This is a genomic window from Micromonospora sp. WMMD708, assembly GCF_049315245.1.
Taxonomy (GTDB): domain Bacteria; phylum Actinomycetota; class Actinomycetes; order Mycobacteriales; family Micromonosporaceae; genus Micromonospora; species Micromonospora wenchangensis.
The window spans coordinates 5183390-5209238 of record NZ_CP186060.1 but is presented as its reverse complement, the minus strand read 5'-3'; the positions used below and the strand labels follow the sequence as shown (position 1 = coordinate 5209238).

24 protein-coding genes and 1 pseudogene are annotated in these 25849 nt (G+C 73.9%); 19 read left to right on the top strand and 6 right to left on the bottom strand.

The annotated features are described in order from the left end of the window. Positions 1-40: 40 nt before the first annotated feature. The 3 genes from ACN260_RS22925 to ACN260_RS22915 all read left to right on the top strand — a co-directional run bounded on the left by ACN260_RS22925 (position 41) and on the right by ACN260_RS22915 (position 3591). Positions 41-1663, top strand: coding sequence for an acetolactate synthase (locus tag ACN260_RS22925; protein WP_422752981.1), 1623 nt, complete (start codon positions 41-43; stop codon positions 1661-1663). Between the two features lie 144 nt (positions 1664-1807). Beyond that, positions 1808-2776: an ATP-binding cassette domain-containing protein gene (locus ACN260_RS22920; protein WP_422752980.1), complete on the top strand. Its 969-nt coding sequence runs from the start codon at positions 1808-1810 to the stop codon at positions 2774-2776. Next, a complete protein-coding gene (locus tag ACN260_RS22915; protein ID WP_422752979.1) occupies positions 2773-3591 on the top strand; it encodes an ABC transporter permease in 819 nt (272 codons plus the stop codon). Before ACN260_RS22920 ends, ACN260_RS22915 begins: the two co-directional genes overlap by 4 nt. 138 nt (positions 3592-3729) lie before the next feature. Here ACN260_RS22915 and ACN260_RS22910 read toward each other — a convergent pair. The 3 genes and pseudogenes from ACN260_RS22910 to ACN260_RS22900 form a co-directional block, all read right to left on the bottom strand. Continuing rightward, positions 3730-4092 (bottom strand): annotated as a pseudogene (locus tag ACN260_RS22910) (PLD nuclease N-terminal domain-containing protein); the annotation flags it as partial. A 27-nt stretch (positions 4093-4119) separates the two neighbouring features. Beyond that, positions 4120-4440, bottom strand: coding sequence for a DUF202 domain-containing protein (locus ACN260_RS22905; RefSeq protein ID WP_421485995.1), 321 nt, complete (start codon positions 4438-4440; stop codon positions 4120-4122). Further along, a complete protein-coding gene (locus tag ACN260_RS22900; protein ID WP_422752978.1) occupies positions 4437-4859 on the bottom strand; it encodes a YidH family protein in 423 nt (140 codons plus the stop codon). Before ACN260_RS22900 ends, ACN260_RS22905 begins: the two co-directional genes overlap by 4 nt. A gap of 11 nt (positions 4860-4870) precedes the next feature. On the opposite strand from ACN260_RS22900, the gene ACN260_RS22895 reads away from it, so the two are divergent. The 4 genes from ACN260_RS22895 (at position 4871) to ACN260_RS22880 (ending at position 8052) form a co-directional block, all read left to right on the top strand. Then, positions 4871-5668: a GNAT family N-acetyltransferase gene (locus tag ACN260_RS22895; RefSeq protein ID WP_422752977.1), complete on the top strand. Its 798-nt coding sequence runs from the start codon at positions 4871-4873 to the stop codon at positions 5666-5668. After that, positions 5665-6087, top strand: a complete 423-nt coding sequence (locus ACN260_RS22890; RefSeq protein ID WP_422752976.1) for a hypothetical protein — start codon at positions 5665-5667, stop codon at positions 6085-6087. The genes ACN260_RS22895 and ACN260_RS22890 overlap by 4 nt, the downstream gene beginning before the upstream one ends. Positions 6088-6301: 214 nt before the next feature. Next, positions 6302-7081 (top strand): electron transfer flavoprotein subunit beta/FixA family protein, encoded by a 780-nt coding sequence (locus tag ACN260_RS22885; protein WP_422752975.1) that lies wholly within the window; start codon positions 6302-6304, stop codon positions 7079-7081. An 11-nt stretch (positions 7082-7092) separates the two neighbouring features. Further along, complete coding sequence (locus tag ACN260_RS22880) at positions 7093-8052, top strand: electron transfer flavoprotein subunit alpha/FixB family protein (RefSeq protein WP_422752974.1); 960 nt, start codon at positions 7093-7095, stop codon at positions 8050-8052. A gap of 158 nt (positions 8053-8210) precedes the next feature. Here ACN260_RS22880 and ACN260_RS22875 read toward each other — a convergent pair whose 3' ends face one another. Both ACN260_RS22875 and ACN260_RS22870 read right to left on the bottom strand, forming a co-directional pair. Beyond that, positions 8211-9122: an anti-sigma factor gene (locus tag ACN260_RS22875; protein WP_422752973.1), complete on the bottom strand. Its 912-nt coding sequence runs from the start codon at positions 9120-9122 to the stop codon at positions 8211-8213. Further along, entirely contained in the window at positions 9076-9678 is a 603-nt protein-coding gene (locus ACN260_RS22870) for an RNA polymerase sigma factor (protein WP_422752972.1), read from the bottom strand. Before ACN260_RS22870 ends, ACN260_RS22875 begins: the two co-directional genes overlap by 47 nt. 250 nt (positions 9679-9928) lie before the next feature. Between ACN260_RS22870 and ACN260_RS22865 the strand changes: the two genes are divergently transcribed. The 7 genes from ACN260_RS22865 (at position 9929) to ACN260_RS22835 (ending at position 16726) form a co-directional block, all read left to right on the top strand. Continuing rightward, positions 9929-10759: a DUF4397 domain-containing protein gene (locus ACN260_RS22865; RefSeq protein WP_422752971.1), complete on the top strand. Its 831-nt coding sequence runs from the start codon at positions 9929-9931 to the stop codon at positions 10757-10759. Beyond that, positions 10756-11424: a class F sortase gene (locus tag ACN260_RS22860; RefSeq protein ID WP_422752970.1), complete on the top strand. Its 669-nt coding sequence runs from the start codon at positions 10756-10758 to the stop codon at positions 11422-11424. Before ACN260_RS22865 ends, ACN260_RS22860 begins: the two co-directional genes overlap by 4 nt. Before the next feature lie 105 nt (positions 11425-11529). Beyond that, positions 11530-12705 (top strand): cysteine desulfurase family protein, encoded by a 1176-nt coding sequence (locus ACN260_RS22855; RefSeq protein ID WP_422752969.1) that lies wholly within the window; start codon positions 11530-11532, stop codon positions 12703-12705. A gap of 387 nt (positions 12706-13092) precedes the next feature. Next, entirely contained in the window at positions 13093-14166 is a 1074-nt protein-coding gene (gene mnmA, locus ACN260_RS22850) for a tRNA 2-thiouridine(34) synthase MnmA (RefSeq protein WP_422752968.1), read from the top strand. 45 nt (positions 14167-14211) lie between these two features. Continuing rightward, a complete protein-coding gene (locus tag ACN260_RS22845) occupies positions 14212-15219 on the top strand; it encodes a methionine synthase (RefSeq protein WP_422752967.1) in 1008 nt (335 codons plus the stop codon). 36 nt (positions 15220-15255) lie between these two features. Next, positions 15256-15624 (top strand): VOC family protein, encoded by a 369-nt coding sequence (locus ACN260_RS22840; protein WP_422752966.1) that lies wholly within the window; start codon positions 15256-15258, stop codon positions 15622-15624. An 88-nt stretch (positions 15625-15712) separates the two neighbouring features. Further along, positions 15713-16726, top strand: a complete 1014-nt coding sequence (locus tag ACN260_RS22835; RefSeq protein ID WP_422752965.1) for an ADP-ribosylglycohydrolase family protein — start codon at positions 15713-15715, stop codon at positions 16724-16726. Positions 16727-16801: 75 nt separating this feature from the next. Here the strand turns inward: ACN260_RS22835 and ACN260_RS22830 are convergent, their stop codons facing one another. After that, the gene (locus ACN260_RS22830) at positions 16802-17314 is read right to left on the bottom strand and encodes a type II toxin-antitoxin system PemK/MazF family toxin (RefSeq protein WP_422752964.1); all 513 of its coding nucleotides are present in this window, start codon (positions 17312-17314) and stop codon (positions 16802-16804) included. 180 nt (positions 17315-17494) lie between these two features. Between ACN260_RS22830 and ligA the strand changes: the two genes are divergently transcribed. From ligA to gatB, 5 genes are all read left to right on the top strand, one after another. Then, positions 17495-19633 carry an NAD-dependent DNA ligase LigA gene (ligA, locus tag ACN260_RS22825; protein ID WP_422752963.1) on the top strand — a complete coding sequence of 713 codons (2139 nt, stop codon included), beginning with the start codon at positions 17495-17497 and terminating at the stop codon, positions 19631-19633. A 166-nt stretch (positions 19634-19799) separates the two neighbouring features. Beyond that, complete coding sequence (locus ACN260_RS22820; RefSeq protein ID WP_422752962.1) at positions 19800-22235, top strand: putative bifunctional diguanylate cyclase/phosphodiesterase; 2436 nt, start codon at positions 19800-19802, stop codon at positions 22233-22235. A gap of 187 nt (positions 22236-22422) precedes the next feature. Then, positions 22423-22728 (top strand): Asp-tRNA(Asn)/Glu-tRNA(Gln) amidotransferase subunit GatC, encoded by a 306-nt coding sequence (gene gatC, locus ACN260_RS22815; RefSeq protein ID WP_088641698.1) that lies wholly within the window; start codon positions 22423-22425, stop codon positions 22726-22728. Positions 22729-22822: 94 nt separating this feature from the next. After that, a complete protein-coding gene (gatA, locus tag ACN260_RS22810; RefSeq protein ID WP_422752961.1) occupies positions 22823-24298 on the top strand; it encodes an Asp-tRNA(Asn)/Glu-tRNA(Gln) amidotransferase subunit GatA in 1476 nt (491 codons plus the stop codon). A 13-nt stretch (positions 24299-24311) separates the two neighbouring features. Continuing rightward, complete coding sequence (gene gatB / locus ACN260_RS22805; RefSeq protein WP_422752960.1) at positions 24312-25811, top strand: Asp-tRNA(Asn)/Glu-tRNA(Gln) amidotransferase subunit GatB; 1500 nt, start codon at positions 24312-24314, stop codon at positions 25809-25811. Positions 25812-25849: the final 38 nt, after the last annotated feature.

The window sequence follows — 25849 nt, the reverse complement described above, 5'->3', positions numbered from 1 at the left end:
CAGTAGCGTGTGACTCCGGTCATGGACGAGGGGAGCGGCGATGACGGAACGGGTCGAGGGCCACGGCGGAGCGCTGGCGCTGGCGGCACTGCGGGCGTACGGCGTACGGGAGATGTTCACCCTCTCCGGCGGGCACGTCTTCCCGCTCTACGACGCCGCCCACACCACCGGCTTCCCGCTCTACGACGTCCGGCACGAACAGTCCGCCGTCTTCGCCGCCGAGGCGGTGGCCAAGCTCCAGCGCCGCCCCGGCCTCGCCGTGCTCACCGCCGGACCCGGCGTCACCAACGGCATCTCCGGCCTGACCAGCGCCCACTTCAACGCCTCGCCGGTGCTGGTGATGGGCGGCCGGGCCCCGCAGTTCCGCTGGGGTTCCGGCAGCCTCCAGGAGATGGACCACCTGCCGCTGGTCGCCCCGGTCACCAAGCACGCCGAGACGGTGTTCACCGCCGACGACATCCCCCGCGCGGTCTGCGCCGCGCTGACCACCGCGCTCACCCCGCACCGGGGCCCGGTCTTCCTCGACTTCCCGCTGGAGGCGATCTTCTCCGTCGGCGACGCGGACCTGCCCGCCCCGACGCCCGTCGCGCCGCTCGAACCCGACCCGGACGAGGTGACGAAGGCCGCCCGGTTGATCGCCGCCGCCGCCCGTCCGGTGATCATCGCCGGTTCCGACGTGTACGCCGGGGACGCCGTCGCCGCGCTCCGCGAGGCCGCCGAGGCGTTGCAGGTGCCGGTCTTCACCAACGGCATGGGCCGCGGCGCGCTGCCGCCGGAGCACCCGCTCGCCTTCGCCAAGGCCCGCCGGGTCGCACTCGGCGACGCGGACGTGGTGGTCGTCGTCGGCACCCCGCTGGACTTCCGGCTCAGCTTCGGCGACTTCGGTGACGCGGCGGTGGTGCACGTCGTCGACGCCCCCACCCAGCGGGCCGGGCACGTCCAGCCGGCCGCCAGCCCCGCCGGTGACCTGCGGCTGATCCTGTCCGCGTTCGCCGACCACACCGGCGACCGGGCCGACCACGCCGACTGGATCGAGCGGCTGCGCACCGCCGAGGACGCGGCACGGGCCCGCGACGCCGCCGAGATGGCCGCCGACACCGACCCGATCCGCCCCGCCCGGGTCTACGGCGAGCTGCGCCGCGTCCTCGCCTCGGACGCGATCACCATCGGCGACGGCGGCGACTTCGTCTCGTACGCCGGGCGCTACCTGGAGCCGTCGCAGCCCGGCACCTGGCTCGACCCCGGCCCGTACGGCTGCCTGGGCACCGGCATGGGCTACGCGATGGGGGCCCGGGTCAGCCACCCCGACCGGCAGGTCTGCGTGCTGATGGGCGACGGCGCGGCCGGGTTCTCGCTGATGGACGTGGAGTCGCTGGTCCGGCAGCGGCTGCCGGTGGTGATCGTGGTCGGCAACAACGGCATCTGGGGGCTGGAGAAGCACCCGATGCGGGCCATGTACGGCTACGACGTCGCCGCCGACCTCCAGCCCGAACTGCGCTACGACAAGGTGGTGGAGGCGCTCGGCGGGGCCGGGGAGACGGTGGCGAAGGCCGCCGACCTCGGTCCGGCCCTGGGCCGGGCGTTCGACGCCGGGGTGCCGTACCTGGTCAACGTGCTCACCGACCCGGCCGACGCGTACCCGCGCTCGTCGAACCTGGCCTGACCACCAGGCCCACGACCGCCGCCGGACCCGGCGGCGGTCGGGTTCTGCCGCGCGGATAAATCGGCGGAATGTCAGCGGCGGCGCACGTAACGTCAGACCCCTCGCCCATCGTTGGACGATCCAGCGATAACGACGGGAGTTCTGATGACATACGCCATCCGCGCCGAGGGGCTGGTGCGCCGGTTCGGCGACACCACGGCCCTGGCCGGGGTCGACCTGGCGGTCCCGGCCGGCACGGTCTTCGGTCTGCTCGGCCCCAACGGCGCCGGCAAGACCACCGCGGTACGGGTGCTCGCCACCCTGCTCACCGCCGACGAGGGGCACGCCACCGTCGGCGGGTACGACGTCCGCCGCGACGCCCACCGGGTCCGCCAGCTGATCGGCCTCACCGGCCAGTACGCCTCGGTCGACGAGAACCTGACCGGCACCGAGAACCTGCTGCTCATCGGCCGGCTGCTGGGCCTGTCCCGGCGCGGTGCCCGGGACCGGGCGGCCGAGCTGCTGGCCGGGTTCCAGCTCACCGACGCCGCCGGGCGGGCCGCCAAGACCTACTCGGGGGGCATGCGCCGCCGGCTCGACCTGGCGGCCAGTCTCGTCGGCCGGCCGCAGGTGCTCTTCCTCGACGAGCCCACCACCGGCCTCGACCCGCGCAGCCGCAACGACCTGTGGGACATCGTCCGGGGTCTGGTCGCCGAGGGGGTGACCGTGCTGCTGACCACGCAGTACCTGGAGGAGGCCGACCAGTTGGCCGACGAGATCGCCGTGGTCGACCACGGGCGGGTCATCGCCCAGGGCACCCCGGAGGAGCTGAAGGCCAAGACCGGCGGCCAGGTGCTGACCGTCCGGCCGGTGGAGGCCGCCGACCTGCCCACCGTGCTCGCCGTCGTCGGCGAGGTGACCGGGGTCGACCCGGAGGTCGCCCAGACGACGGTCAGCGCGCCGGTCAACGGTCCGGACGCGCTGCCCGCCGTGGTCCGCCGGCTCGACGACGCCGGGGTGCACGTCGGCGAGTTGGCCCTGCGCGGGTCCAGCCTCGACGAGGTGTTCCTCTCCCTCACCGGCCACCGGGCCGAGGACGAGACCAACCAGACCCTGGAAGGGAGCCCGGCATGACCGCCGCGACCGTCTCCGCCCCGGCGGCCCCGGCCACGCCGGCCCGCCGGCTCGGCCCGACCGCCGGGCTGCGGCACACCGGCACGCTGGCCTGGCGCAGCCTGGTGCAGATCAAGCACAACCCGATGGAGCTGCTCGACCTGAGCATCCAACCGGTGATGTTCGTACTGCTCTTCACGTACGTCTTCGGTGGGGCGATCTCCGGCAGCCCGGGGGAGTACCTGACCTTCGCGTTGCCGGGCATCATCGTGCAGAACGCCTTCTTCGCCACGATGACCACCGGGTTCGGCCTCAACCAGGATCTGACCAAGGGCGTGTTCGACAGGCTGCGGTCGCTGCCGGTGGCCCGCTGGTCCCCGCTCGCCGGCCGGATCGTCGCCGACACGGTCAAGCAGGCGTGGTCGTTGACCCTGCTGCTCGGCGTCGGGATGATCCTCGGCTTCCGGCTCGGCAACGGGGTGTTCGGCCTGCTCGGCGCGTTCGCCCTGCTGCTGGTCTTCTCGCTCGCCGCCGCCTGGATGTCGGTGCTGGTCGGGGTGCTGGTCAGCGAGCCGGACAAGGTGCAGATTTTCGGCTTCACGGTGATCTTCCCGCTGAGCTTCACCAGCAACGCCTTCGTACCGACCGAGACCATGCCGTCCTGGTTGCAGCACTGGGTCGAGGTGAACCCGGTGACCATTTTGGCGAACGCGCTGCGGGGGCTGCTGGTCGGCGGGCCGGTCGCCGCGCCGGTGCTCCAGTCGCTGCTCTGGGCGGCGGCCATCGCCGCCGTCTTCGCCCCGCTCGCGGTGCGGGGCCTGCGCCGGCGGGTGTGACCCCGGCCGCCGTCAGAGTTCGGGTCGCTCGCCGTCGCGGGGCCGCTCGCCGTCCCGGGGAGCGGCGTCCTCCCGGGGCGGCGAGCGGTCGGCCGACGCCGGGCCGCCCCCGGGTGCGGTGCCCTCGGGGGACGGGCCCCCGTCGCGGCGGCGCAGGTCCTCCTCCCGGCCGCGCAGGTCCTCCTCCCACCGCTGGAAGAGGGCGTTGTCGTCGCGGCGGACGCGTTCGTCGATCGACTTGAGGAACTCCGGGTCGTCGTCGGGCGCGACGGGCCGCCGGCCGGCCGGCGGCCAACCCCGGCGGCGGTCACCCTCGGCGACCGGGCGGCCGGCGAGGAACCAGGCGATCGAGCCGACCAGCGGGAAGAAGAGGATGACCGCCACCCAGGCGAACCGGGGCAGCCCGCGGACCGTCCCGTCCTCGGCGGAGAGGCAACTGATCAGCGCGCAGGCGGCGAGCACCACCTGGAGCAGGAACAACAGCACATAGAGCCGGGCCATGCACCCATCATGGCTCAGCCGTGCGCGTCACCACACCCCGCGCAGCACGAGCGACACGCACAGCAGCGCCAGGCCGGCGGTGCCGAGGGCCACCAGTGGTACGGCCCGTGCGTCGAGGCGGGACTGCCGGCGGCCGGTGGCCCGTCCCCAGCCCACCACCAGCGTCGCCCACCAGGCCAGCACGATGGCCCCGGCGAGCAGGGCCCCGGCGACGTCACCGGTGAGCGCCAGCCGGACCGCCAGCACCGCCACCACCGTGTACGCCAGCCCGAGGCGTCGCCAGGCCAGCCGGGTGCGCTCGGGTTGCAGGCCGGGGTCGCGGGTCCCGTCCGACGGCACCCCGGTCACCTGCCGCTCACCCCACGGGCCAGGACGGCGACCACCAGCAGCAGCGCGCCGACCGCCACGATCAGGGCGAGCACGGCCGGGAACCGGGACGCCGGCAGGCGTTGCCCGAGCCGGATGGCCTGCTCGGTGCGGGACCAGTGGTCCACCGCCCGGACGGCGACGGTGCCGCCGAGCAGCAGCAGCGTCACCGCGATCGCCTCCCGCAGGTGCCGCAGCGGCAACGGCGGCAGGAACTGGGCGGCGGCCAGCCCACCGGCGATCAGCGCCAGCCCGGTGCGCAGCCAGGCCAGGAAGGTGCGTTCGTTGGCCAGGGAGAAGCGGTAGTCGGGGGTGGTGCCCACGGAGTCGAGGTCCGACGGGTCGAACCACCGTCTGATCGCCTGCCACACGACGCCGATTATCCGCTTTGCCGCCGGCATAGCCTGGACCGATGACCGATCTTGATGCCACCACCCTGCGCGACACCTACGACCGGCAGCTCCGGCCGGAGATCCCCGACCCGGTCCCGGCCGGCGTGACCGTCGAACACGACGGGCCGCTGGTGCGCATCCTGGGCCTGGACCACGGCGGTTTCCTCACCTACCGCACGCTGGACGGGCTGGCCGGGCCGGAGCTGGACGCGCTGATCGCCCGCCAGGTCGAGCTGTTCCGGCAACGCGGCGAGTCGGTGGAGTGGAAGCACAACACCCACGACGAGCCCGCCGACCTGCCGGACCGGCTGCGCGCCGCCGGCTTCGTCCCGGAAGAGCGGGAGACCGTCCTGATCGGGCCGGTCGCGCCCCTGGCCGCCGCCGTGCCGGTGCCACCGGACGGGGTACGCCTGCGCGAGGTCACCGGCCTCGACGACCTGGAGCGGATCGCCGCGATGGAGGCGGAGGTCTGGGGCGAGGACCGTTCCCACCTCGTCACCGGCCTGCTGCGGGAGATCGAGGCGGACCCGCAGTCGATCACCGTGGTGGTGGCCGAGGCGGGGGAGACGGTGGTCAGCGCCGGCTGGGTGCGCTACCTCAACGGCACCGGCTTCGCCAGCCTGTGGGGCGGCTCGACGCTGGCGCAGTGGCGACGCCGGGGCGTCTACCGGGCGCTGGTGGTCCACCGGGCCCGGCTGGCCGACCAGCGCGGCAAGACGTTGTTGCAGGTGGACGCCTCGGAGGACAGCCGACCCATCCTGGAGCGACTCGGCTTCGTCCCGGTCACCACGACCACCCCGTACGTCTACACTCCGTGATCATGGAGCAGCGGCTGACGGACGACGAGCAGCAGGTCCTCAAGACGGGCGCGTTCGGCGCGGTCTTCCTGGTGTCGAACGCCGACCCGGGGGTGTTCGCGATGATCCGGGAGAGCTTCGCCGCGTCCGGGGCGTTCGCCGGGGCCAGCGGGCTGGTGAAGGAGGCGCTCGGTGCCGGTGGGCTGCCCCGGCTGCCCCGGGACTCCGCCCTGGACGTCGAGTCGGTGGTGCTGCCGGCGTTGGCGCGGGCGGTGGACATCCTGCGGGAGAAGTCCCCGGCCGACGTGTCGGCGTACCGGGAGCTGGTGCTGACCGCCGCGGGGGAGGTGGCCCGCGCGTACCGGGGGGTGACGCCGGCCGAGCAGGACGCGATCGACCGGATCAGGACCGCCCTGGCCGACCCCGCCGGTCCGGCCTGACGCCGGCCGGGCGTCGGTCCCGGGGCGCGGCCGCAGCGCGGTGAGGTGTGTCACCGTGGGTGGCCGGGAGGGGTAACCTACTGGCAGGTAACATTGCGTTCGTGGGCAACTGCACAGCAGCCTGCGGTTGACCGGGTGTCAACGACGCGCAAAGCTCCGCCCTTAACCGGGCGAGCAGATCGCACACCACCAACAGGAGGGTTGTCGAATCGCGATGAACATCGTCGTACTCGTCAAGCAGGTGCCTGATTCGGGCGCGGACCGCAACCTGCGTGCTGACGACAACACCGTCGACCGCGGTTCGGCGAACAACGTGATCAACGAGATGGACGAGTACGCCATCGAGGAGGCGCTGAAGATCAAGGAGGCGCACGGCGGCGAGGTCACCGTCCTGACCATGGGACCGGACCGGGCCACCGAGTCGATCCGCAAAGCGCTGTCGATGGGCCCCGACGCCGCCGTGCACATCCTCGACGACGCCCTGCACGGGTCCTGCGCCGTGGCCACCTCGAAGGTGCTCGCCGCCGCCCTCGGGCAGCTGGGCGCCGACCTGGTGCTCTGCGGTGCCGAGTCGACCGACGGCCGGGTCCAGGTCATGCCGCACATGCTCGCCGAGCGGTTGGGGGTCGCCGCGCTGACCGGCGCGCGCAAGCTCACCGTCGACGGCGGCACGCTGACCGTCGAGCGGCAGACCGAGGAGGGCTACGAGGTGGTCACCGCCTCGACGCCGGCCGTGGTCTCCGTCTGGGACACCATCAACGAGCCGCGCTACCCCTCCTTCAAGGGCATCATGGCCGCCAAGAAGAAGCCGGTGAAGACGCTGTCCCTGGCCGACCTGGGCATCGCGCCCACCGAGGTGGGCTTCGAGGGCGCGACCAGCGCCGTCGTCGAGCACACCAGGCGTCCACCGCGCTCCGGCGGCGCCAAGATCACCGACGAGGGCTCCGGCGGCGTCCAGCTGGTCGAGTTCCTCGCCACCGAGAAGTTCGTCTGAGGGGTCTGAACATGGCTGAGGTACTCGTCGTCGTCGAAGCCACCAGGGAATTCGGCGTCAAGAAGGTCACCCTGGAAATGCTCACCCTCGCCCGCGGGCTGGGCACCCCGAGCGCCGTGGTGCTCGGCGGCCCCGGTGCCGCCGAGGCGCTGGCCGCCAAGCTCGGCGAGTACGGCGCGGAGAAGATCTACGCCGCCGAGAGCGAAGAGATCGACGGTCACCTGGTGGCCCCCAAGGCCACCGTGCTCGCCGAACTGGTCAACCGGGTGCAGCCGGCCGCCGTCCTGCTGGCCTCGGCCCAGGAGGGCAAGGAGATCGCCGCCCGGCTGGCCGTCAAGCTGGACAACGGCATCCTGACCGACGTGGTCGGCCTCGACGCCGACGGCACCGCCACCCAGGTCGCCTTCGCCGGCTCCACCATCGTCAAGTCCAAGGTCACCAAGGGGCTGCCGCTGGTCACCGTGCGGCCGAACTCGGTCACCCCGGCCCCGGCGGCGGCCAGCCCGACCGTCGAGCAGCTCACCGTGTCGGTCACCGACACCGACCGGCTGGCGAAGGTCGTCGAGCGGGTCGCCGAGCAGAAGGGCTCCCGCCCGGAGCTGACCGAGGCCGGCATCGTCGTCTCCGGCGGTCGCGGCGTCGGCAACGCCGACAACTTCAAGCTGGTCGAGGAGCTGGCCGACCTGCTCGGCGGCGCCGTCGGGGCGTCCCGGGCGGCGGTCGACTCCGGCTACTACCCGCACCAGTTCCAGGTCGGGCAGACCGGTAAGACCGTCTCCCCGCAGCTCTACGTCGCGCTGGGTATCTCCGGCGCGATCCAGCACCGGGCCGGCATGCAGACCTCGAAGACGATCGTCGCCGTGAACAAGGACGGCGAGGCCCCGATCTTCGAGCTGGCCGACTACGGCGTGGTGGGTGACCTGTTCAAGGTCGTACCGCAGGCCGCCGAGGAGATCCGCAAGCGCAAGTGACCCGTCCCGGGTCCGCACCGAGCCGCCGTCCGGTCCACCGGGCGGCGGCTCGGTCGTCCCCACCGCCCGGTCGTCGCCCGTCCCCGGCCCGGCCGGTCCCGCGCGGATACGCCGATGGGAGCTGATCGACGGGCCGGGGAGCTGAGCCGGCCCGCCGATCAGCCCGTCAGGGTGCCCCTCAGCAGGCTGTCGCCGGAGTGGGCGGGCTTGTTGTCGTACTGCTCAGCGGAGACGTCGACCACCGAGTATGCCTGAAGATCAACGTTCGGGGGCAGGGGCAGCAGGGCGTCGCCCGAGCTACCCCGCAGCACACCCACCGAGAACATCTCCATGGTCGTCGGATTGATCAGCCAGACCTCGTAGTACCCCGTAACGTCCGGGAGATTCGCGACGTGCAGGTGCAGTCGTCCGTCGGCGAAGACCCGGGCGTCGCCCCGGGCGTCGGCCGGCGTGCTCCCGTACGCGGCCAGCGGCGCGCTGGCCAGCACGTCCTGCCGGGGCGTGGCCCCCCGGTCGCCGAGCACGAGGACGGTACCGAACACCGCGATCGCGGCGGCGGCGGTCGCCGAGACGACAGTGGTCGCCCAGCGTGGCCAACGCCGTGACCGGCCCGCAGGTCGGGCGGCACGCCCGCCGCCGGGGGACGACGACGGCCGCCGGGACTCCGGCCGGTCGCCGGTGACCGCCGTCGGTCGCCGGTCACCGGTGCCTGACGGCTGCGGGTCGCCGGTGGCCGCCGCCGGTCGCCGGTAGGTCGGGTCGACGCCGTTCCTGGCCGCCGGCCGGGCCTGCGTCGGGTCCGGCCCGAGATCCTGCCGGTGGGCCTCGGCCAGCGACGGCACCTGCGCGACGGCGTCGAGTTCGGCCAGGATGCCCGCCCAGAGGTGGGCCGGCGGGTCGGGCAGGTCGTGCAGGCCCTGGGTGCCCGCGCCCAGCCCGGCGACGTGCCGCAGGGACTCCAGCTCGCGCCGGCAGGTCACGCAGCCGCCGAGGTGGTCGGTCTCGCCGTGGTCCGCCTCGCTCTCACCGAGCGCCAGAAAGACCAGCCGGTCGTGGTCCAGGTGCTGCACCGTCCACCTCCCATCTGCGTTTCAAGCTCGCCATTCCCCGCCTGATGTGACTCTTGACCGTGCCCAGCGGCACCCCGGTCACCGTCGCGATCTGTTGGTGTGTCAGGTCGTCGTAGAAGGCCAGCTCCAACATCCGTCGTTGGTCGTCGGGGAGCCGGGCCAGCTCGTCGGCGACCACCAGCCGGTCGACCACCGTGTCCGGGTCCCCGCCGGTGCCTACCGGTTCGGGTAGCTGCCGCACCGTCTCCACCACCCGGGCCTCCCGGGCCGAGGCGCGCAGCCGGTCGATCACCTTGCGCCGGCCGATGCCGAGCAGCCACCCGATCAACGAGCCCTTGGCCGGGTCGAAGGTCTCCCGCCCCAGCCAGGCGGCGACGAACGTCGCCTGGGTCACGTCCTCCGCGTCGCTGCGGTTGGCCAACGTGCTGGTGGCCAGGTGGAGCACGGCCCGGCCGAACCGGTCGTACGCCTCCCGCAGCGCGCTCTCGTCGCCCGCCCGGAAGCGCGCGGCCAACTCGTCGGGGGGTGGTTCGGGTTCGTGTCCTGCTGTTCCCACCGCTGTCACCGGGCGGGTCGCCTTCCCTGGGGCATGCCCGACTGTAACGCCCACAGCCTCCGCCCCACTCTCCTGGTCCGGTCCGCCTCCACTCGTCTCATCAGCTATTCGTCGCCGGGGGTGGTCCCGGATGCACCCCGGGCGAAGAAAAAGAAAGTGGTGTGGGGCTGCATCCGGCGGTGCGACGGCCGGCGTAACCCGTTCTGCAAGCCAGACCTGACGAACCAGCACCAATCACCAGGAGGCAGACATGCAGCTCGCTATCTTCCGTCGGGTCGCCGCAGGCGGCGCGGTGGCCGCTCTGGCCTTCGCCGGCGTCGGCGCCGCGACCACCAGCCCGGCGTACGCCGCCTCGTCCAAGGTCTCCGTCGTGCACGGCATCCCGGACACCCCGGTGGACGTCTACGTCAACGGCGAGAAGACCCTCGACAACTTCAAGCCCGGTGACGTCGCCGGCCCGCTGACCCTGCCCGAGGGCGCGTACGACATCGCCCTGACCAAGCCGGGCGAGCCGGTCGGCAGCGCGATCCTCAAGGTCGACGACGCCGAGGTGCCGGGCGGCGCCAACATCAGCCTCGCCGCGCACCTCGGCGCGGACGGCAAGCCGCAGATCACCCCGTTCGTCAACGACACCGCCAAGCTGGCCGCCGGCAAGGCCCGGCTGATCGTCCGGCACACCGCCGCCGCCCCGGCGGTCGACGTCCGGGCCGGTGGCAAGCCGGTCTTCGAGGACCTCACCAACCCCAAGGAGGCCAAGGCCGACATCGACGCGGGCACGGTCAAGGCCGACGTGGTGCTGGCCGGCACCGACACCGTGGCGATCGGCCCGGCGGACCTGAACCTCAAGGAGGGCACCGCCACCATCGTCTACGCGATCGGCTCGGCCGAGGCCAAGAACCTCGACCTGGTCGCCCAGACCATCACCGGTCTGCACTCCGCCCCGGGCGGCGTGCCCAGCGGCACCGGCGGGCAGGCCGGCACCGGCGTGGACACCTGGTGGTACGTGCTGGCCGGTGCCGGCGTACTGCTGCTGGTCGGCGGCGGGGCGCGGGTGGCCGCCACCCGGACCGGTCGCCGGTGACGGTGCGACACCGCGGGGCGCTGGCGGCGATGGCCGCCGGCGTCGCCGCGCTCACCGTCGCCACCGTCGTGGCCTGCGGCTCGCAGCCGGCCGAGGACGTCGGGGCGGACGAGGCGGCGGCGCTGGCCAGCAGCAGTCCGCCGAGCCCGACGGCCGGGACCGGTGGCGGCCCGTCGGTGCCGGTGACCGCCGGTGACCTGCCCACGGCCGAACGGACCGTGCCGCCGGTGAAGCTGCGCATCCCGGCGATCGACGTCACCGCCACGGTCAACCCGGTGGGCATCGACACCCGAACCGACGAGTTCGACGTCCCGCCGAGCGTGGACCAGATCGGCTGGTACCGGTTCGGCCCCGGGCTGGAGACCGACGCCGGCTCGGTGGTGATCGCCGGTCACGTCGACAGCTCGGAGCAGGGCAAGGGGGCGTTCTTCCGGCTCCGCGAACTGGACCGGGGGGACACCGTCACCGCCACCGGCTCCGACGGGAAGCAACGCGCCTACCGGGTCGTCGCCCGCGAGGAGTACGCCAAGACGAAGATCCCGCTGGACCGGTACTTCGCCCGGGACGGCAAGCCGCGGCTGACCCTGATCACCTGCGGCGGGCCGTTCGACCCGAAGACCCGGCACTACCGGGACAACATCGTTGTCACCGCCGTACCGGCCTGAGGGCCGGGTCGGGGCCGATCCGGTCCCGACCCGGCCCCATCCACGCTTCGGTACGGGTGGTCCGGCATCCAACGCGCCGTGCGCTGGCCGTTACGCTGAACGGTGATGGCATACCTGGATCACGCGGCGACCACCCCGATGCTCGACGAGGCGTTGGCGGCGTACGTCGCCACCGCCCGCGAGGTCGGCAACGCGTCGTCGCTGCACGCGACGGGCCGGCGTGCCCGGCGTCGGGTGGAGGAGTCCCGCGAGCGGGTGGCCGCCGTGCTGGGCGCCCGCCCGTCCGAGGTCATCTTCACCGGCGGCGGCACCGAGAGCGACAACCTCGCCGTCAAGGGCGTCTTCTGGGCCCGGCGGGCCGCCCGGCCCGACCGGGTCCGGGTGGTCTCCAGCGCGGTCGAGCACCACGCCGTCCTCGACGCGGTCGACTGGCTCGCCGACCACGAGGACGCCGAGGTCTCCTGGCTGCCGACCGACGCCGCCGGCAGGCTCGACCCGGCGCTGCTGCGCGCCGAACTCGCCGCGCACGCCGACCGGGTCGCCGTGGTGACCGCGATGTGGGCCAACAACGAGGTCGGCACCGTGCAGCCGGTGGCCGAGCTGGCCGCCGTCGCCGCCGAACACGGGGTGCCGTTCCACACCGACGCGGTGCAGGCGGTCGGCCAGGTGCCCGTCGACTTCGCGGCCAGCGGGGTCTCCGCGCTCACCGTGACCGGGCACAAGCTCGGCGGCCCGACCGGGGTGGGCGCGCTGCTGCTCGCCCGGGACGTCGCCGCCACCCCGCTGCTGCACGGTGGCGGGCAGGAACGCGACGTACGCTCCGGCACCCTCGACACCGCCGGCATCGTCGCCTTCGCGGTCGCCGTCGAGACGGCGGTCAAGGGCCAGCAGGAGTACGCGGCCCGGGTGGCGGCGCTCCGCGACGACCTGGTGCGGCGGGTCCGGGAGGCGGTGCCCGAGGTGGTGTTCAACGGCCACCCCGACGACCGGCTGCCCGGCAACGCGCACTTCTCCTTCCCGGGCTGCGAGGGGGACGCCCTGCTGCTCCTGCTCGACGCCCAGGGCATCGCCTGCTCCACCGGCTCGGCCTGCTCGGCGGGCGTGGCCCAGCCCAGCCACGTGCTGCTGGCGATGGGCGCCGACCACGACCGGGCCCGATCCTCGCTGCGTTTCACCCTCGGCCACACCAGCACCCCCGCCGACGTCGACGCCCTGATCGCGGCCCTCCCCGCCGCCGTCGACCGCGCCCGCCGAGCCGCCGCCCTCCGTAGCCCCCGCTGACCCCCGCCTGCGCGGTCCCGCCCGGTCCCGGTCCCTGTCCCGGTCCTGCCCCGGTCTCTGCCCCGCCCCGTTGATCAAGAGGTTTGCGTCAGCCGCCCGCCGGATTCTGACGCAAACCTCTTGATCACCCGCCCCTGCCGGCCCGCACCCACCCCCTTCCGACCGCGCACGCAGTCCAGCCCATTCGGGCTGCTGAGCCGTGGTGGTGCTCGGTGATCAAGAGGTTGAGGTCAGGAATGGACGCTGGGATGACGCAAACCTCTTGATCACCGGGGCGAGGGGCGGGCCGGGGTGGGGCGAGGGCGGGGCAGGGGCGCAGGGGCGGCCGGGGAGGGGAGGGACGCGGGCGGGGTGGGTAGGCTCGACGGGGGAAGGGAGCGTGGGCTGGTGAAGGTTCTGGCGGCGATGTCGGGCGGGGTGGACTCCGCCGTCGCGGCGGCCCGGGCGGTGGACGCCGGGCACGACGTGACCGGGGTGCACCTGGCGCTGTCCCGCAACCCGCAGACCTTCCGCACCGGTGCCCGGGGGTGCTGCACCCTGGAGGATTCCCGGGACGCGCGCCGGGCCGCCGACGTCATCGGCATCCCCTTCTACGTGTGGGACATGGCCGAGCGCTTCCACGCCGACGTGGTGGACGACTTCGTCGCCGAGTACGCGGCCGGGCGTACCCCGAATCCGTGCCTGCGCTGCAACGAGAAGATCAAGTTCGCGGCGGTGCTGGACCGGGCGGTGGCCCTCGGCTTCGACGCGGTGGTCACCGGCCACCACGCCCGGCTCGGCCCCGACGGGCTGCTGCGTCGCAGCGTCGACCTCGCCAAGGACCAGTCGTACGTGCTGGCGGTGCTCACCCGCGCGCAGCTCGACCGGGCGATGTTCCCGCTCGGCGACGCCACCAAGGCCGAGGTCCGGGCGGAGGCGGCCCGGCGTGACCTGGCGGTGGCCGAGAAGCCCGACTCGCACGACATCTGCTTCATCGCCGACGGCGACACCCGGGGGTTCCTCGCCGGACGGCTCGGCGAGGCACCCGGCGCGGTGGTCGACGCGTTGACCGGCGCGGTCGTCGGCAGCCACACCGGCGCGTACGCCTACACGGTGGGCCAGCGACGCGGCCTGCACCTGGACCGGCCGGCCCCGGACGGGCGACCCCGGTATGTGCTGTCCATCACCCCGAAGACCAACACCGTCACCGTCGGCCCCGCCGAGGCGCTGGAGGTCTCCCTGGTCCGCGCCACCCGTCCGGTCTGGACCGGGGGCGACCTGCCGGACGCGCCGATCGCCTGTGAGGTGCAGCTGCGGGCGCACGGCGACGTCGTACCGGCCACCGTGACCGTGGACGGCGACAGCCTGACCGCCGAGCTGCGCCGGCCGGTACGCGGGGTGGCCGCCGGCCAGGCCGTGGTGGCGTACCGGCCGGACCCGGCCGGGGACGTGGTGCTCGGCTCCGCCACCATCACCGGCTGACCCCACCGGCCGGGTGCGCCGACCGACGCCGGTTACCCTTCGGCCGTGACCCAACAGCAGGTGTGGCCCTGGCCGGCGGGCGCGGCGACCGGCATCGGTTCGCTGCCCGGCACCGACATCGCCGAGGCGCAACGGATCGTCCTGGGTGAACTGCCCGCCCTGCCCCACCTGCCGGAGCTGCCCGCCCGGGGCCCGGGTGCCGACCTGATCGGGCGTACCGGCGGGCTGCTCGTGGAGCTGCCGGTCGAGCTGTACGCCGCGCGCTGGCGGATCGCCCCCCGCCCCGGCCGCGACCTGCGCCGCGCCCGGGACCTGATGGAACGGGACCTCGACCAGCTCGCCGAGCAGGCCGAGTCGTACGCCGGGCCGGTGAAGGTGCAGGCGGCGGGGCCGTTCACCCTGGCCACGGCGGTGGAGCTACCGATCGGCGGGCGGCTGCTACGTGACCCGGGCGCGGTGCGGGAGCTGACCGCGTCGCTGGCCGAGGGGTTGCGGCTGCACGTCGAGGCGGTGACCCGGCGGCTGCCCCGGGCGTCGGTCCTGCTCCAACTCGACGAGCCGTCGCTGCCGGCGGCGCTCGCCGGCCGGGTCCGCACCGAGAGCGGCCTGGGCACGTACCGGCCGGTCGACACCGCCGTCGCCCGTACCCTGCTCGGCGAGGTGATCACGGCGGTCGGGGTGCCGACGGTGGTGCACTGCTGCGCGCCGGACGTGCCGCTGGAGCTGATCCGTACCGCCGGGGCGGTCGGGGTGGCGCTGGATCTCGCCCTGCTCACCGACCTCGACCCGCTGGGCGAGGCGATCGACGCCGGCCTCGGCCTGCTGGCCGGGGTGGCACCGACCCTGCCGCCGTCGGCCGGCGTCGCGCCGACCTCGGCGCAGCTCGCCGACCGGGTACGCGGGCTCTGGGACCGGCTCGGCTTTCCGCGCCGCCAACTCGCCGAGCAGGTGGTGGTCACCCCCGCCTGCGGTCTGGCCGGGGCCACCCCCGGGTACGCCCGCGCGGTGCTCACCGCCTGCCGGGACGCCGGCCGCCGGCTGCACGAGGAGTGAGGTTTCCCGTCGTACCCGGTGGGCAGGATGACGGCCATGATTGGACAACTGCGTACCGTGGCCATCGACTGCCCCGACCCCCGGGCGCTGGCCGGCTTCTACGCGGAGCTGCTCGGCCTGAGCCTGGCCGAGGAGGACTCCGACGGTAACGAGTGGGTGGTGCTGGGCGGTCCGGTCGGGCAGCAACCCCGGCTCGCCTTCCAGCAGGCGCCCGACCTGGTCCCCCCGGCCTGGCCCGATCCGGCGCGTCCGCAGCAGTTCCACCTCGACGTCACGGTCGACGACATCGAGGTGGCCGAGAAGGCGGCGCTCGCCCTGGGTGCCCGGCGGCTGCCCGGCGAGGGCGAGGGCTTCCGGGTGTACGCCGACCCCGTGGGCCACCCGTTCTGCCTCTGCTGGGACTGAGCCTCCGGGGAGCACGTCCCCGCGTCGGGCGGGTCGGACCACCGGTCGGCCCGGCCCGCCCGACGTGCCGGGGTGGTGCCGGCGGGGCATGATCGGGTCCGTGATCGACTCCCCGCTGCGCCGTGCCTCCGGTTCGCTGTTCGGGCTCGCCTACGGCGACGCGCTCGGCAAGCCGACCGAGTTCCTCTCCGTCACCGAGATCCACCGTCGCTACGGCCCGGCCGGGCCACGGGAACTGGTCGGTGATCCGGTGCTGGTCACCGACGACACCCAGATGGCGCTCGCGGTCGCCTGGGCGCTGCACGACGCGCCGGAGCACACCGCCGGGGCGGTCGAGCCGCTGCTGCGGCGGCGCTTCCTGGACTGGGCGGCCAGCCCGGACAACAACCGGGCCCCGGGGATGACCTGCCTGCGGGCCTGCGGCGAGCTGGGCCGGGGGCTGCGCTGGCAGCAGGCCACGGTGGTCGACTCGAAGGGGTGCGGGGCTAACATGCGGGTCACCCCGGTCGGGTTGCTCGACGTCGACCCGGCCACCCTCGCCGGGTTGTCCCAGCTCCAGGCCGGCCTCACCCACGGCCACCCGACCGGGCTGGCCGCCAGCGAACTGACCGCGTACGCGGTGCGGCTGCTGCGCGACGGCGTGGCACCGGCGCGACTGCCCGGCCTGCTGGCCGACCGGGCCCGCAGCCAGCGGGACACCTACCGGGGGGACTGGCTGGGCGACCTGTGGCAGCGTGCCGGTGCGGGCTCCCCGGCGCAGTTCATCGCCGTCGGCTGGGACGAGTGCCTGTCGGCGCTGGACCGGCTGGTCGCCGCGCTGCGCCGGCCCGACGACGGCGACGACCCCTGCCGGTACACCGGTGAGGGCTGGGTCGCCGAGGAGGCGCTGGCGACCGCGCTGCTGTGCGTGCTGCGGCACCCGGACGACCCGGTGGCCGCGATCGGCCGGGGCGCGACCACCGCCGGGGACTCCGACTCGATCGCCGCGCTGGCCGGCGCGTTCCTCGGCGCGGCCCACGGGATGTCCGGCTGGCCCACGGACTGGGCCACCCGCATCGAGTACGCCGACCAGCTCGCCACCCTCGGCGCGACCTGGGACTGATCCGCCCGCCCGGCCGGATGCCGCGCCGTCGCGGTGCCGGCCGGCACGAACGGGGGTGCCGGGCCGGTGCGCTGCTCAGGCCGGGCTGCGTCGCCCGTGCAGGCGTTTCACCCGTCGCCACAGGGCCGGGTCGCAGCTGCCGGCCCGGCGGGAGAAGGCGTCGGCCGGGATACGCAGCGGCTCGGCGAGATCCAGCCAGCTGTCGTGGTCGGCGTCCGGGTCCCAGTCCCGGGTGGGGATCGGCACGTGGTCGTCCCGGTCGCTCTTGTCCTGGCTGGTGATCTTCAGTACCTCCGCGCCCCGGTCGTCGGCGCGTACCACCAGGCAGGGCCGGACCTTCGAGCCGGTGCCGTCGTGGAACGGCACGTCCGCCCACCAGATGTCACCCGGCCGGGGCGTGCCGGTGGGGGTACGGGGGCGGGGCGGCGCGGTCGGTCGGGCCCGGTCCCGGGGCGGGGTGCCCCGCTCCGGTCGGGTGCGCCCGTCGCCACTCGACGGGCGGCCACCCCGGCGTCGCCACTCGTTCCACACCCACCCGGCGGCCACCGCCAGGACGATCAGCAGTCCCCACAGCAACCACTGCGGCATCGGTACCTGCCTCCCTCCCGGGCGGCCACCGCCGCCGACGTGCGGCGATCGTCGCACGTCGCGGGGCCGCCCGCCCGTCGGGCGGGGTGGGGGGAGGCAGGGGAATGTCCTACCGGCCGGTTACCGTGCTCCCGTAGCGTGATCACGGGGGAGGTTCACACGGTGTCCGGAGGCGGCAGGGTGTCGGAAGAAGAGATTCCCCAGCAGGTCAGCGCGGCCCAGGAGGCGGCGGCCGGTGGTGAGCCCACCCCCGAGGCCCGGGAGCGGCACGCCACGTTGAGCCAGGAGCTGACCGAACACCAGTACCGCTACTACGTCCTCGACGCGCCGACCATCACCGACGCCGAGTTCGACAGGCAGCTGCGGGAGCTGGAGGCGTTGGAGGCGGAGTACCCGGCGCTGCGCACCCCCGACTCGCCGACGCAGCGGGTCGGCGGCACCTTCTCCACCGACTTCACCCCGGTCACCCACGCCGAGCGGATGCTCTCGCTGGACAACGCGTTCGCCGACGAGGAGCTGGCCGCCTGGGCCGAGCGGGTCGAGCGGGACGCCGGTGGCCCCGTGCCCTACCTGTGCGAGCTGAAGGTCGACGGCCTGGCCATCAACCTGACCTACGAGAAGGGCCGGCTGGTCCGCGCCGCCACCCGGGGCGACGGGCGCACCGGCGAGGACGTCACCGCCAACGTCCGCAGCATCCGCGACGTGCCGGCCCGGCTCACCCCCTCCGACGAGTTCCCCGACGTGCCGGAGCTGCTGGAGGTGCGGGGTGAGATCTACTTCCCGGTCGCCGGGTTCGCCGATCTCAACGCCAGCCTGGTCGAGCAGGGCAAGGCGCCGTTCGCCAACCCCCGCAACGCCGCCGCCGGCAGCCTGCGCCAGAAGGATCCCCGGATCACCGCGTCCCGGCCGCTGCGGCTGGTGGTGCACGGCACCGGTGCCCGCACCGGCTTCCGGCCGGCCACCCAGTCGCAGTCGTACGCGGCGCTGCGGGCGTGGGGGCTGCCGACCAGCGACCGCTGGCGGGTGGTGCCCGACCTGGCCGGCGTGGCGGAGTACATCGCCCACTACGCCGAGCACCGGCACGACGTCGAGCACGAGATCGACGGGGTGGTGGTCAAGGTCGACCCGGTGCCCATCCAGGGCCGGCTCGGCTCGACCAGCCGGGCGCCCCGCTGGGCGATCGCCTTCAAGTACCCGCCGGAGGAGGTCAACACCCGGCTGCTCGACATCGAGGTCGGCGTGGGGCGGACGGGCCGGATCACCCCGTACGCGGTGCTGGAGCCGGTGCACGTGGCCGGTTCGACGGTCGCCCAGGCCACCCTGCACAACGCCCGCGAGGTCGAACGCAAGGGGGTGCTGATCGGCGACACGGTGGTGCTGCGCAAGGCCGGCGACGTGATCCCCGAGGTGCTCGGCCCGGTGGTCGAGCTGCGTCCCGCCGACGCCCGCCCGTTCGTCATGCCCACCCACTGCCCGTCCTGCGGCACGGCGCTCGCTCCGGCCAAGGAGAGCGACGTCGACATCCGCTGCCCGAACACCCGTAGCTGCCCGGCGCAGCTCCGGGAGCGGGTCTTCCACCTCGCCGGGCGGGGCGGGTTCGACATCGAGGTGCTCGGCTACAAGGGGGCCGCCGCGCTGCTCGACGCCGCGATCATCAGCGACGAGGGTGACCTGTTCGCCCTCGACGCCGCGCAGCTCGCCCGCTCGCCGTTCTTCGTCAACAAGGACGGCAGCCTCGGCACCAACGCCACCAAGCTGCTCGACAACCTCGCCGTGGCCCGGGAACGTGACCTGTGGCGGGTGCTGGTGGCGCTGTCCATCCGGCACGTCGGGCCGACCGCAGCGCAGGCCCTGGCCCGGCACTTCCGCTCCGTCGAGGCAATCGAGACGGCCGCCGAGGAGGAACTGTCCTCGGTCGACGGCGTCGGCCCGACCATCGCCGCCAGCATCAAGGAGTGGTTCGCCGTCGACTGGCACCGCGACGTGGTCCGCAAGTGGGCCGAGGCGGGCGTCCGGATGGCCGAGGAGGCGGTCGACGAGGGGCCCCGCCCGTTGGAGGGCGTCACCGTGGTGGTGACCGGCACGCTCACCGGGTTCAGCCGGGACCAGGCGGCCGAGGCGATCCAGACCCGGGGCGGCAAGGTCACCGGCTCGGTCTCCAAGAAGACCGGCTTCGTGGTGGTGGGCGACAACCCCGGTTCCAAGGCCGACAAGGCGGCCGGTCTGAAGGTGCCGGTGCTCGACGAGGACGGTTTCCGGGTGCTGCTCGACGCCGGCCCGGACGCGGCCCGCGAGGTGGCCCGGGTCGACGAGAGCTGACCAACCCGTCCCGGCGCACCCATAGGTGACGCTTGGTCCGTATACCAACTTAGTCACGACTACGACCGATTCGCGGCTGTCGTGCGGGTCCACCGGCGCCCAGGGCGTTTCATGGTGGCAGGTGTACGGCCGGCGTACACCCTGATGGGCGTGCCCGGGAGGTGCGATGGAGACCGCCGACCCCCGCAACTCGTTCCCGGGTGGGCGGGAGGGCCCGTTCCTGGGACTCGTCGCCGGGGTGATCGGCCTGGCCGCCCTGGTCTCCGTGGCGTCGCTCGTCGACCTCGTGGACCGGCCGGACGGGCTGCCGGCGGCGTTCTGGACGATGGCGGTGCTCGCGGTCGGCTGCGACGCCCGCCCCTTCGTGCCGTCCGGCCGCCGGCAGACCTCAGCGGTCTTCCCGTCCACCTGCTTCACGTTCGCCATCCTGCTCGGCTGGGGCCTCGGTCCGGCGGTGCTCGTGCAGGCCGTCGCGGTCGCCGTGTCCGGCGTCCGGCTGGGGCACGCCCCCTGGCGGACCACCTTCAACGCCGCCCAGTACGCCTGCGCACTCGCCGCCGCCCACCTCGTGCTCCGGCTCGGGCCGGGTGGGCTGTTCGGCGGCGACCGGTTGGGCTGGACCGACGTGCTCGCCGTCGGCGGTGCCACGGTCACCTGGTTCGTCGTCAACTACGGCCTGGTCAGCACCGCCCTGCGGCTGCGATTCGGCGGCCGGTGGTGGCCGGCGGTCCGGCAGGGGTTGCCGTTCGAGCTGCTCTCCACCGGCTCGCTGCTGCTGCTCGCCCCCGTCCTGGTCACCGCCGCGCGGGCCAGCGCCGCGCTGATCCCGCTGGTGCTGGTGCCGCTGTTCGCGGTCTACCGGATGGCCCACCTTTCCGACGAACAGGTCCAGCTCGCCGCTCTCGACCCGCTGACCGGCCTGCCCAACCGCAAGGCGCTGCTCGCCGAGGTGGCCGAGCAGGTGCACCGGCACGCCGAGCGGGTCGCCCGGGGCGAGCCGGGGGCGCGGGTGGCGCTCCTGCTGATCGACCTGGACCGGTTCAAGAACGTCAACGACGCGCTCGGCCACGCCGTCGGCGACCGGCTGCTGGTGGAGGTGGGCGCCCGGCTCGCCGGGGTGGTCGGCGACCGGGACCTGCTGGCCCGCCTCGGCGGGGACGAGTTCGCCATCGTGGCCGGCGGGCTCGACGGTGTCGACGAGGCGCGTGAGCTGGCCGGTCGGGTGGTCGCCGCGCTGACCGAGCCGGTGTCGCTGGACGGCCTGCCGCTGGACGTCGGCGGCTCGATCGGCATCGCGCTCTTCCCCGACCACGGCGAGGACTACGCCACCCTGATGCGCCACGCCGACGTCGCCATGTACGACGCGAAGCACCGCAACGACACCGTCGCCGTGTACGCGGCCGAGTCCGACCACAACTCCGCCGAGCGGCTGGGGCTCCTGGCCGACCTGCGGCGCGTACTGGAGAGCCGGCCGGTGGCCGGGCGGACCGTGCGGGGCGGTGACGGCGCGGCGCTGCCACCCCGGCTGGCCCCCGACGACGGACCGGACCCTTCCCCGCGCTCCGACGTCGACGCCGGACCGGGCCCCGGCAGCGGCCTGCGCGCCGGGGGCGGCCCACGCACGGGCGTCGGCGGCACCGGCCGGTGGTGGCTGCCCCGGCGACGCCCCCGGCCCGCCCCGGCGCACCCCGACGAGCTGCTGAACCGCATCCTCACCGGCGCCGACCCGGTCCGCCGGCACGGCACCGCCCCGGCGCACCTGCCACCCGCGCCGGCCCCGGACACCGGGCCCGAGTCGACGCCCCCCGCCCCGGCGGCCGAGGTCGGCGAGATCACCATGTACTACCAACCGCAGGTCGCCATCGCCACCGGCGAGGTGGTCGGGGTGGAGGCGCTGCTGCGCTGGCGGCACCCGCGCCGGGGGATGGTCGACCCGGAGGAGCTGATCCGGGTCGCCGAGCAGAGCGCCGTGATGCGCCTGCTCACCTACCGGGTGATCGACGACGTGGTGGCGCAGTTGGCGACGTGGTCGGCCGCCGGCACCACGCTGCGGGCGGCGCTCAACGTCAGCGTCCGCGACCTGCACACCGGGGAGATCGTCGACCGGATCGCCGACCGGCTCGCCAGCAACGGGGTACGCCCGGACCGCCTGCAACTGGAGATCACCGAGGGGGCGCTGATGGCCGACCCCCGGCGGGTGCTGGCCACCATCACCCGGCTGCACCAGCTCGGGGTGGCCATCTCGCTCGACGACTTCGGCACCGGCTACTCGTCGTTGCAGCACCTACGCCGGCTGCCGCTGTCCGAGGTGAAGGTGGACCGGTCGTTCGTGCTGGGGATGGCCGGGGACGCCGACGACGCGGCGATCGTCAGGTCGACCATCGAGCTGGCCGGCGCGCTCGGCCTACGGGTGGTGGCCGAGGGCGTGGAGGACGAGCGGACCTGGCGGTTGTTGTACGCGGCCGGCTGCGACGCCGCGCAGGGCTGGTTCTACGCCCGCCCGATGCCCGCCGACGAGTTGACCGCCTGGCTGGCCCGGTACCGGCCGCTGAGCCCCGTGCCCAGCCCGGACGCCGAGATCCCCCGCCGGCACGCCCGCTGACGGTCGTCGGTACACCCCGGGGGCGGGTGGGCGGCCCCCGACCGGCCCGGCGGCCCGGACGCGGGGGGAGTCGGAGGCGTCGGGTCCGGCGCAGGACAATAGACTCGCTCCGGTCACCGCGCGTCATCCCGTCGACGTCGCGGCCGGCCCACCCGCCCGCAGCAGCACAGCCACGAAGGGGGCACCGATGGCCGCCATCTCCCGCGAGGAGGTCGCGCACCTCGCGCGACTGTCGCGGCTCGCCGTCACCGAGGAGGAGCTGGACACCTTCGCCGGTCAACTGGACGTGATCCTCCAGTCGGTCGCGCAGGTCGGCGAGGTCACTGCGGCGGACATCCCGCCGACCTCCCACTCGGTGCCGCTGACCAACGTGCTCCGCGACGACGTGGTGGTGCCCGGACTGACCCCGCAGGAGGCGCTGTCGGGTGCCCCCGACGTCGCCGAGCAGCGGTTCCGCGTCCCGCGCATCCTCGACGAGGACGTGGCGTCGTGAGCGGGTGTGTAGTTGACACCGGGCGTGACAGGCGAACCATCGAGCCCAGTGCGCCGGCTGCCCGGGGCACCGGTGAGCGGAGCGAGGCGACGGCATGACCGACCTGACCAGAATGACCGCGACCGACCTGGCCGGGCTGGTGGCCTCGGGAGAGACCTCCGCCGTCGAGGTGACCCGGGCCCACCTGGACCGGATCGCCGCCGTCGACGACCGGGTGCACGCGTTCCTGCACGTCGACACCGAGGGGGCGCTGGCCGCCGCCCGCGCCGTCGACGAGCGCAGGGCCGCCGGTGAGCAGCTCGGGCCGCTGGCCGGGGTGCCGGTGGCGGTGAAGGACGTGCTCACCACCAAGGGCGTACCGACCACCGTCGGCTCGAAGATCCTCGAAGGCTGGCGTCCGCCGTACGACGCGACGATCGTGCAGCGGCTGCGCGCGGCCGGCACGGTGATGCTCGGCAAGACCAACATGGACGAGTTCGCGATGGGCTCCTCCACGGAATACTCCGCGTACGGTCCGACGCACAACCCGTGGGACACCGACCGGATCCCGGGCGGCTCCGGCGGGGGCAGCGCCGCCGCGCTGGCCGCGTACGAGGCGCCGCTGGCCATCGGCTCCGACACGGGCGGCTCGATCCGCCAGCCCGGCGCGGTCACCGGCACCGTCGGCGCGAAGCCCACCTACGGCGGCACCTCCCGGTACGGTCTGGTCGCGTTCTCCTCCTCGCTGGACACCCCCGGCCCGTGCGCCCGTACGGTGCTCGACGCGGCGCTGCTGCACCAGGTCATCGGCGGGCACGACCCGCGCGACTCCACCTCCATCCCGCAGCCGGTGCCGGACGTGGTGGCCGCCGCGAAGCTCGGTGCGACAGGCGACCTGACCGGGGTGCGGCTCGGCATCGTCAGGGAGTTCACCGGCGAGGGCGCGGAGCCGGGCGTGATGGCCGCGTTCCGCGAGTCGGTGGACACCCTGGCCAAGCTGGGCGCGGAGATTGTCGAGGTGTCCTGCCCGCACTTCCGGTACGCGCTGCCGGCGTACTACCTGATCGCGCCGAGCGAGTGCTCCTCCAACCTGGCCCGGTTCGACGGGGTCCGGTTCGGGCTGCGGGTCGGCGACGACGGCAGCCGGTCGCTGGAGGAGGTCATGTCGCTGACCCGGGAGGCCGGGTTCGGCGCCGAGGTCAAGCGCCGGATCATGGTCGGCACGTACGCGCTGTCGTCGGGCTACTACGACGCCTACTACGGGCAGGCGCAGAAGGTCCGTACCCTGATCACCCGCGACTTCACCGCGGCGTTCGAGCAGGTCGACGCGCTGATCTCGCCCACCACGCCGTTCGTGGCGTTCCCGATCGGGGCGCGCACCGCCGACCCGTACCAGATGTACCTGGCGGACCTGTTCACCATCCCGACGAACCTGTACGGCGGGCCGGGCATCTCGGTGCCGTGCGGCCTGTCCGAGGGGCTACCCGTCGGTCTGCAGGTGATGGCCCCGACGATGGCCGACGACCGGATGTACCGGGTCGCCGCCGCGCTGGAGTCCGTGGTCGGCACGTTCACCCCACCGGCACTGTGAGGCTGGAGTTCAGATGACGACGACACTGCCCGCGTACGACGAGGTCGTTGCGCGTTACGAGCCGGTGATCGGCCTGGAGACCCACGTCGAGCTGGGCACGAACACCAAGATGTTCTGCGGCTGCCCGACCGACTTCGGCGGCGAGCCGAACACCCGGGTCTGCCCGGTCTGCCTGGGCCTGCCCGGTTCGCTGCCGGTGGCCAACAAGGCGGCGATCGAGGCGACGATCCGGATCGGCCTGGCGCTGAACTGCTCCATCGCGCAGTGGTGCCGGTTCGCCCGGAAGAACTACTTCTACCCGGACATGCCGAAGGACTTCCAGATCAGCCAGTACGACGAGCCGCTGTGCTTCGACGGCTACCTGGACGTCGAGGTCGACGGCGAACTGGTGCGCATCGGCATCGAGCGGGTGCACCTGGAGGAGGACACCGGCAAGACGCTGCACGTCGGCGGGGCCACCGGCCGCATCCACGGCGCGACCGAGTCGCTCGTCGACTACAACCGGGCCGGCATCCCGCTGGTCGAGATCGTCACCAAGCCGGTTCCCGGCACCGGCGCGCTCGCCCCCGAGGTCGCCAAGGCGTACGTGACCGAGCTGCGCGACGTGCTGCGCTCGCTGGGCGTCTCCGACGTCCGGATGGAGGAGGGGTCGTTGCGCTGCGACGTCAACACCTCCCTCAACCTGCCGGGGCAGGAGTGGGGCACCCGCACCGAGACCAAGAACGTCAACTCGTTGCGGTCGGTGGAGCGGGCGGTCCGTTCGGAGATCCTGCGCCAGGCGTCCGTGCTGGACGCGGGCGGCCGGATCACCCAGGAGACCCGGCACTTCCACGAGGACACCGGGGACACCACGCCGGGCCGGTCCAAGGAGACCGCCACCGACTACCGCTACTTCCCGGAGCCGGACCTGGTGCCGCTCGCCCCGGACACCGCCTGGGTGGCCGAGCTGAAGGCGGCCCTGCCGGAGCTGCCCCGGCTGCACCGTCGCCGGCTCCAGGAGCAGTGGGGCCTGTCCGACCTCGACATGCAGTCGGTGCTCAACGCCGGTGCGGTCGAGCTGATCGAGGCGACCGTCGCGGCCGGCACCACCCCGGCGGCCGCCCGCAAGTGGTGGCTGGGTGAGCTGTCCCGCCGGGCCAACGAGACCGGCACGGAGCTTGCCGACATCGGGGCCACCCCGGCGCAGGTCGCCGAGCTGCAGGGGCTGGTCGACGCGGGCAAACTCAACGACAAGCTGGCCCGTACCGTGCTGGAGGGCGTGGTCGCCGGCGAGGGTTCGCCGACCGAGATCATGACCAACCGGGGTCTGGAGGTGGTCTCCGACACCGGCGCGCTCACCGCCGCCGTGGACGAGGCGATCGCCGCCAACCCGGGCATCGCCGACAAGATCCGTAGCGGCAAGGTCGCTGCGGCCGGCGCGCTGGTCGGCGCGGTGATGAAGGCCACCCGTGGCCAGGCCGACGCCAAGACCGTCCGTGACCTGGTCCTGGAGCGCCTCGGCGTCCAGGGCTGACCCGCCGGGCGACAGCCCCGGCGTTCCTGCCCACCTCC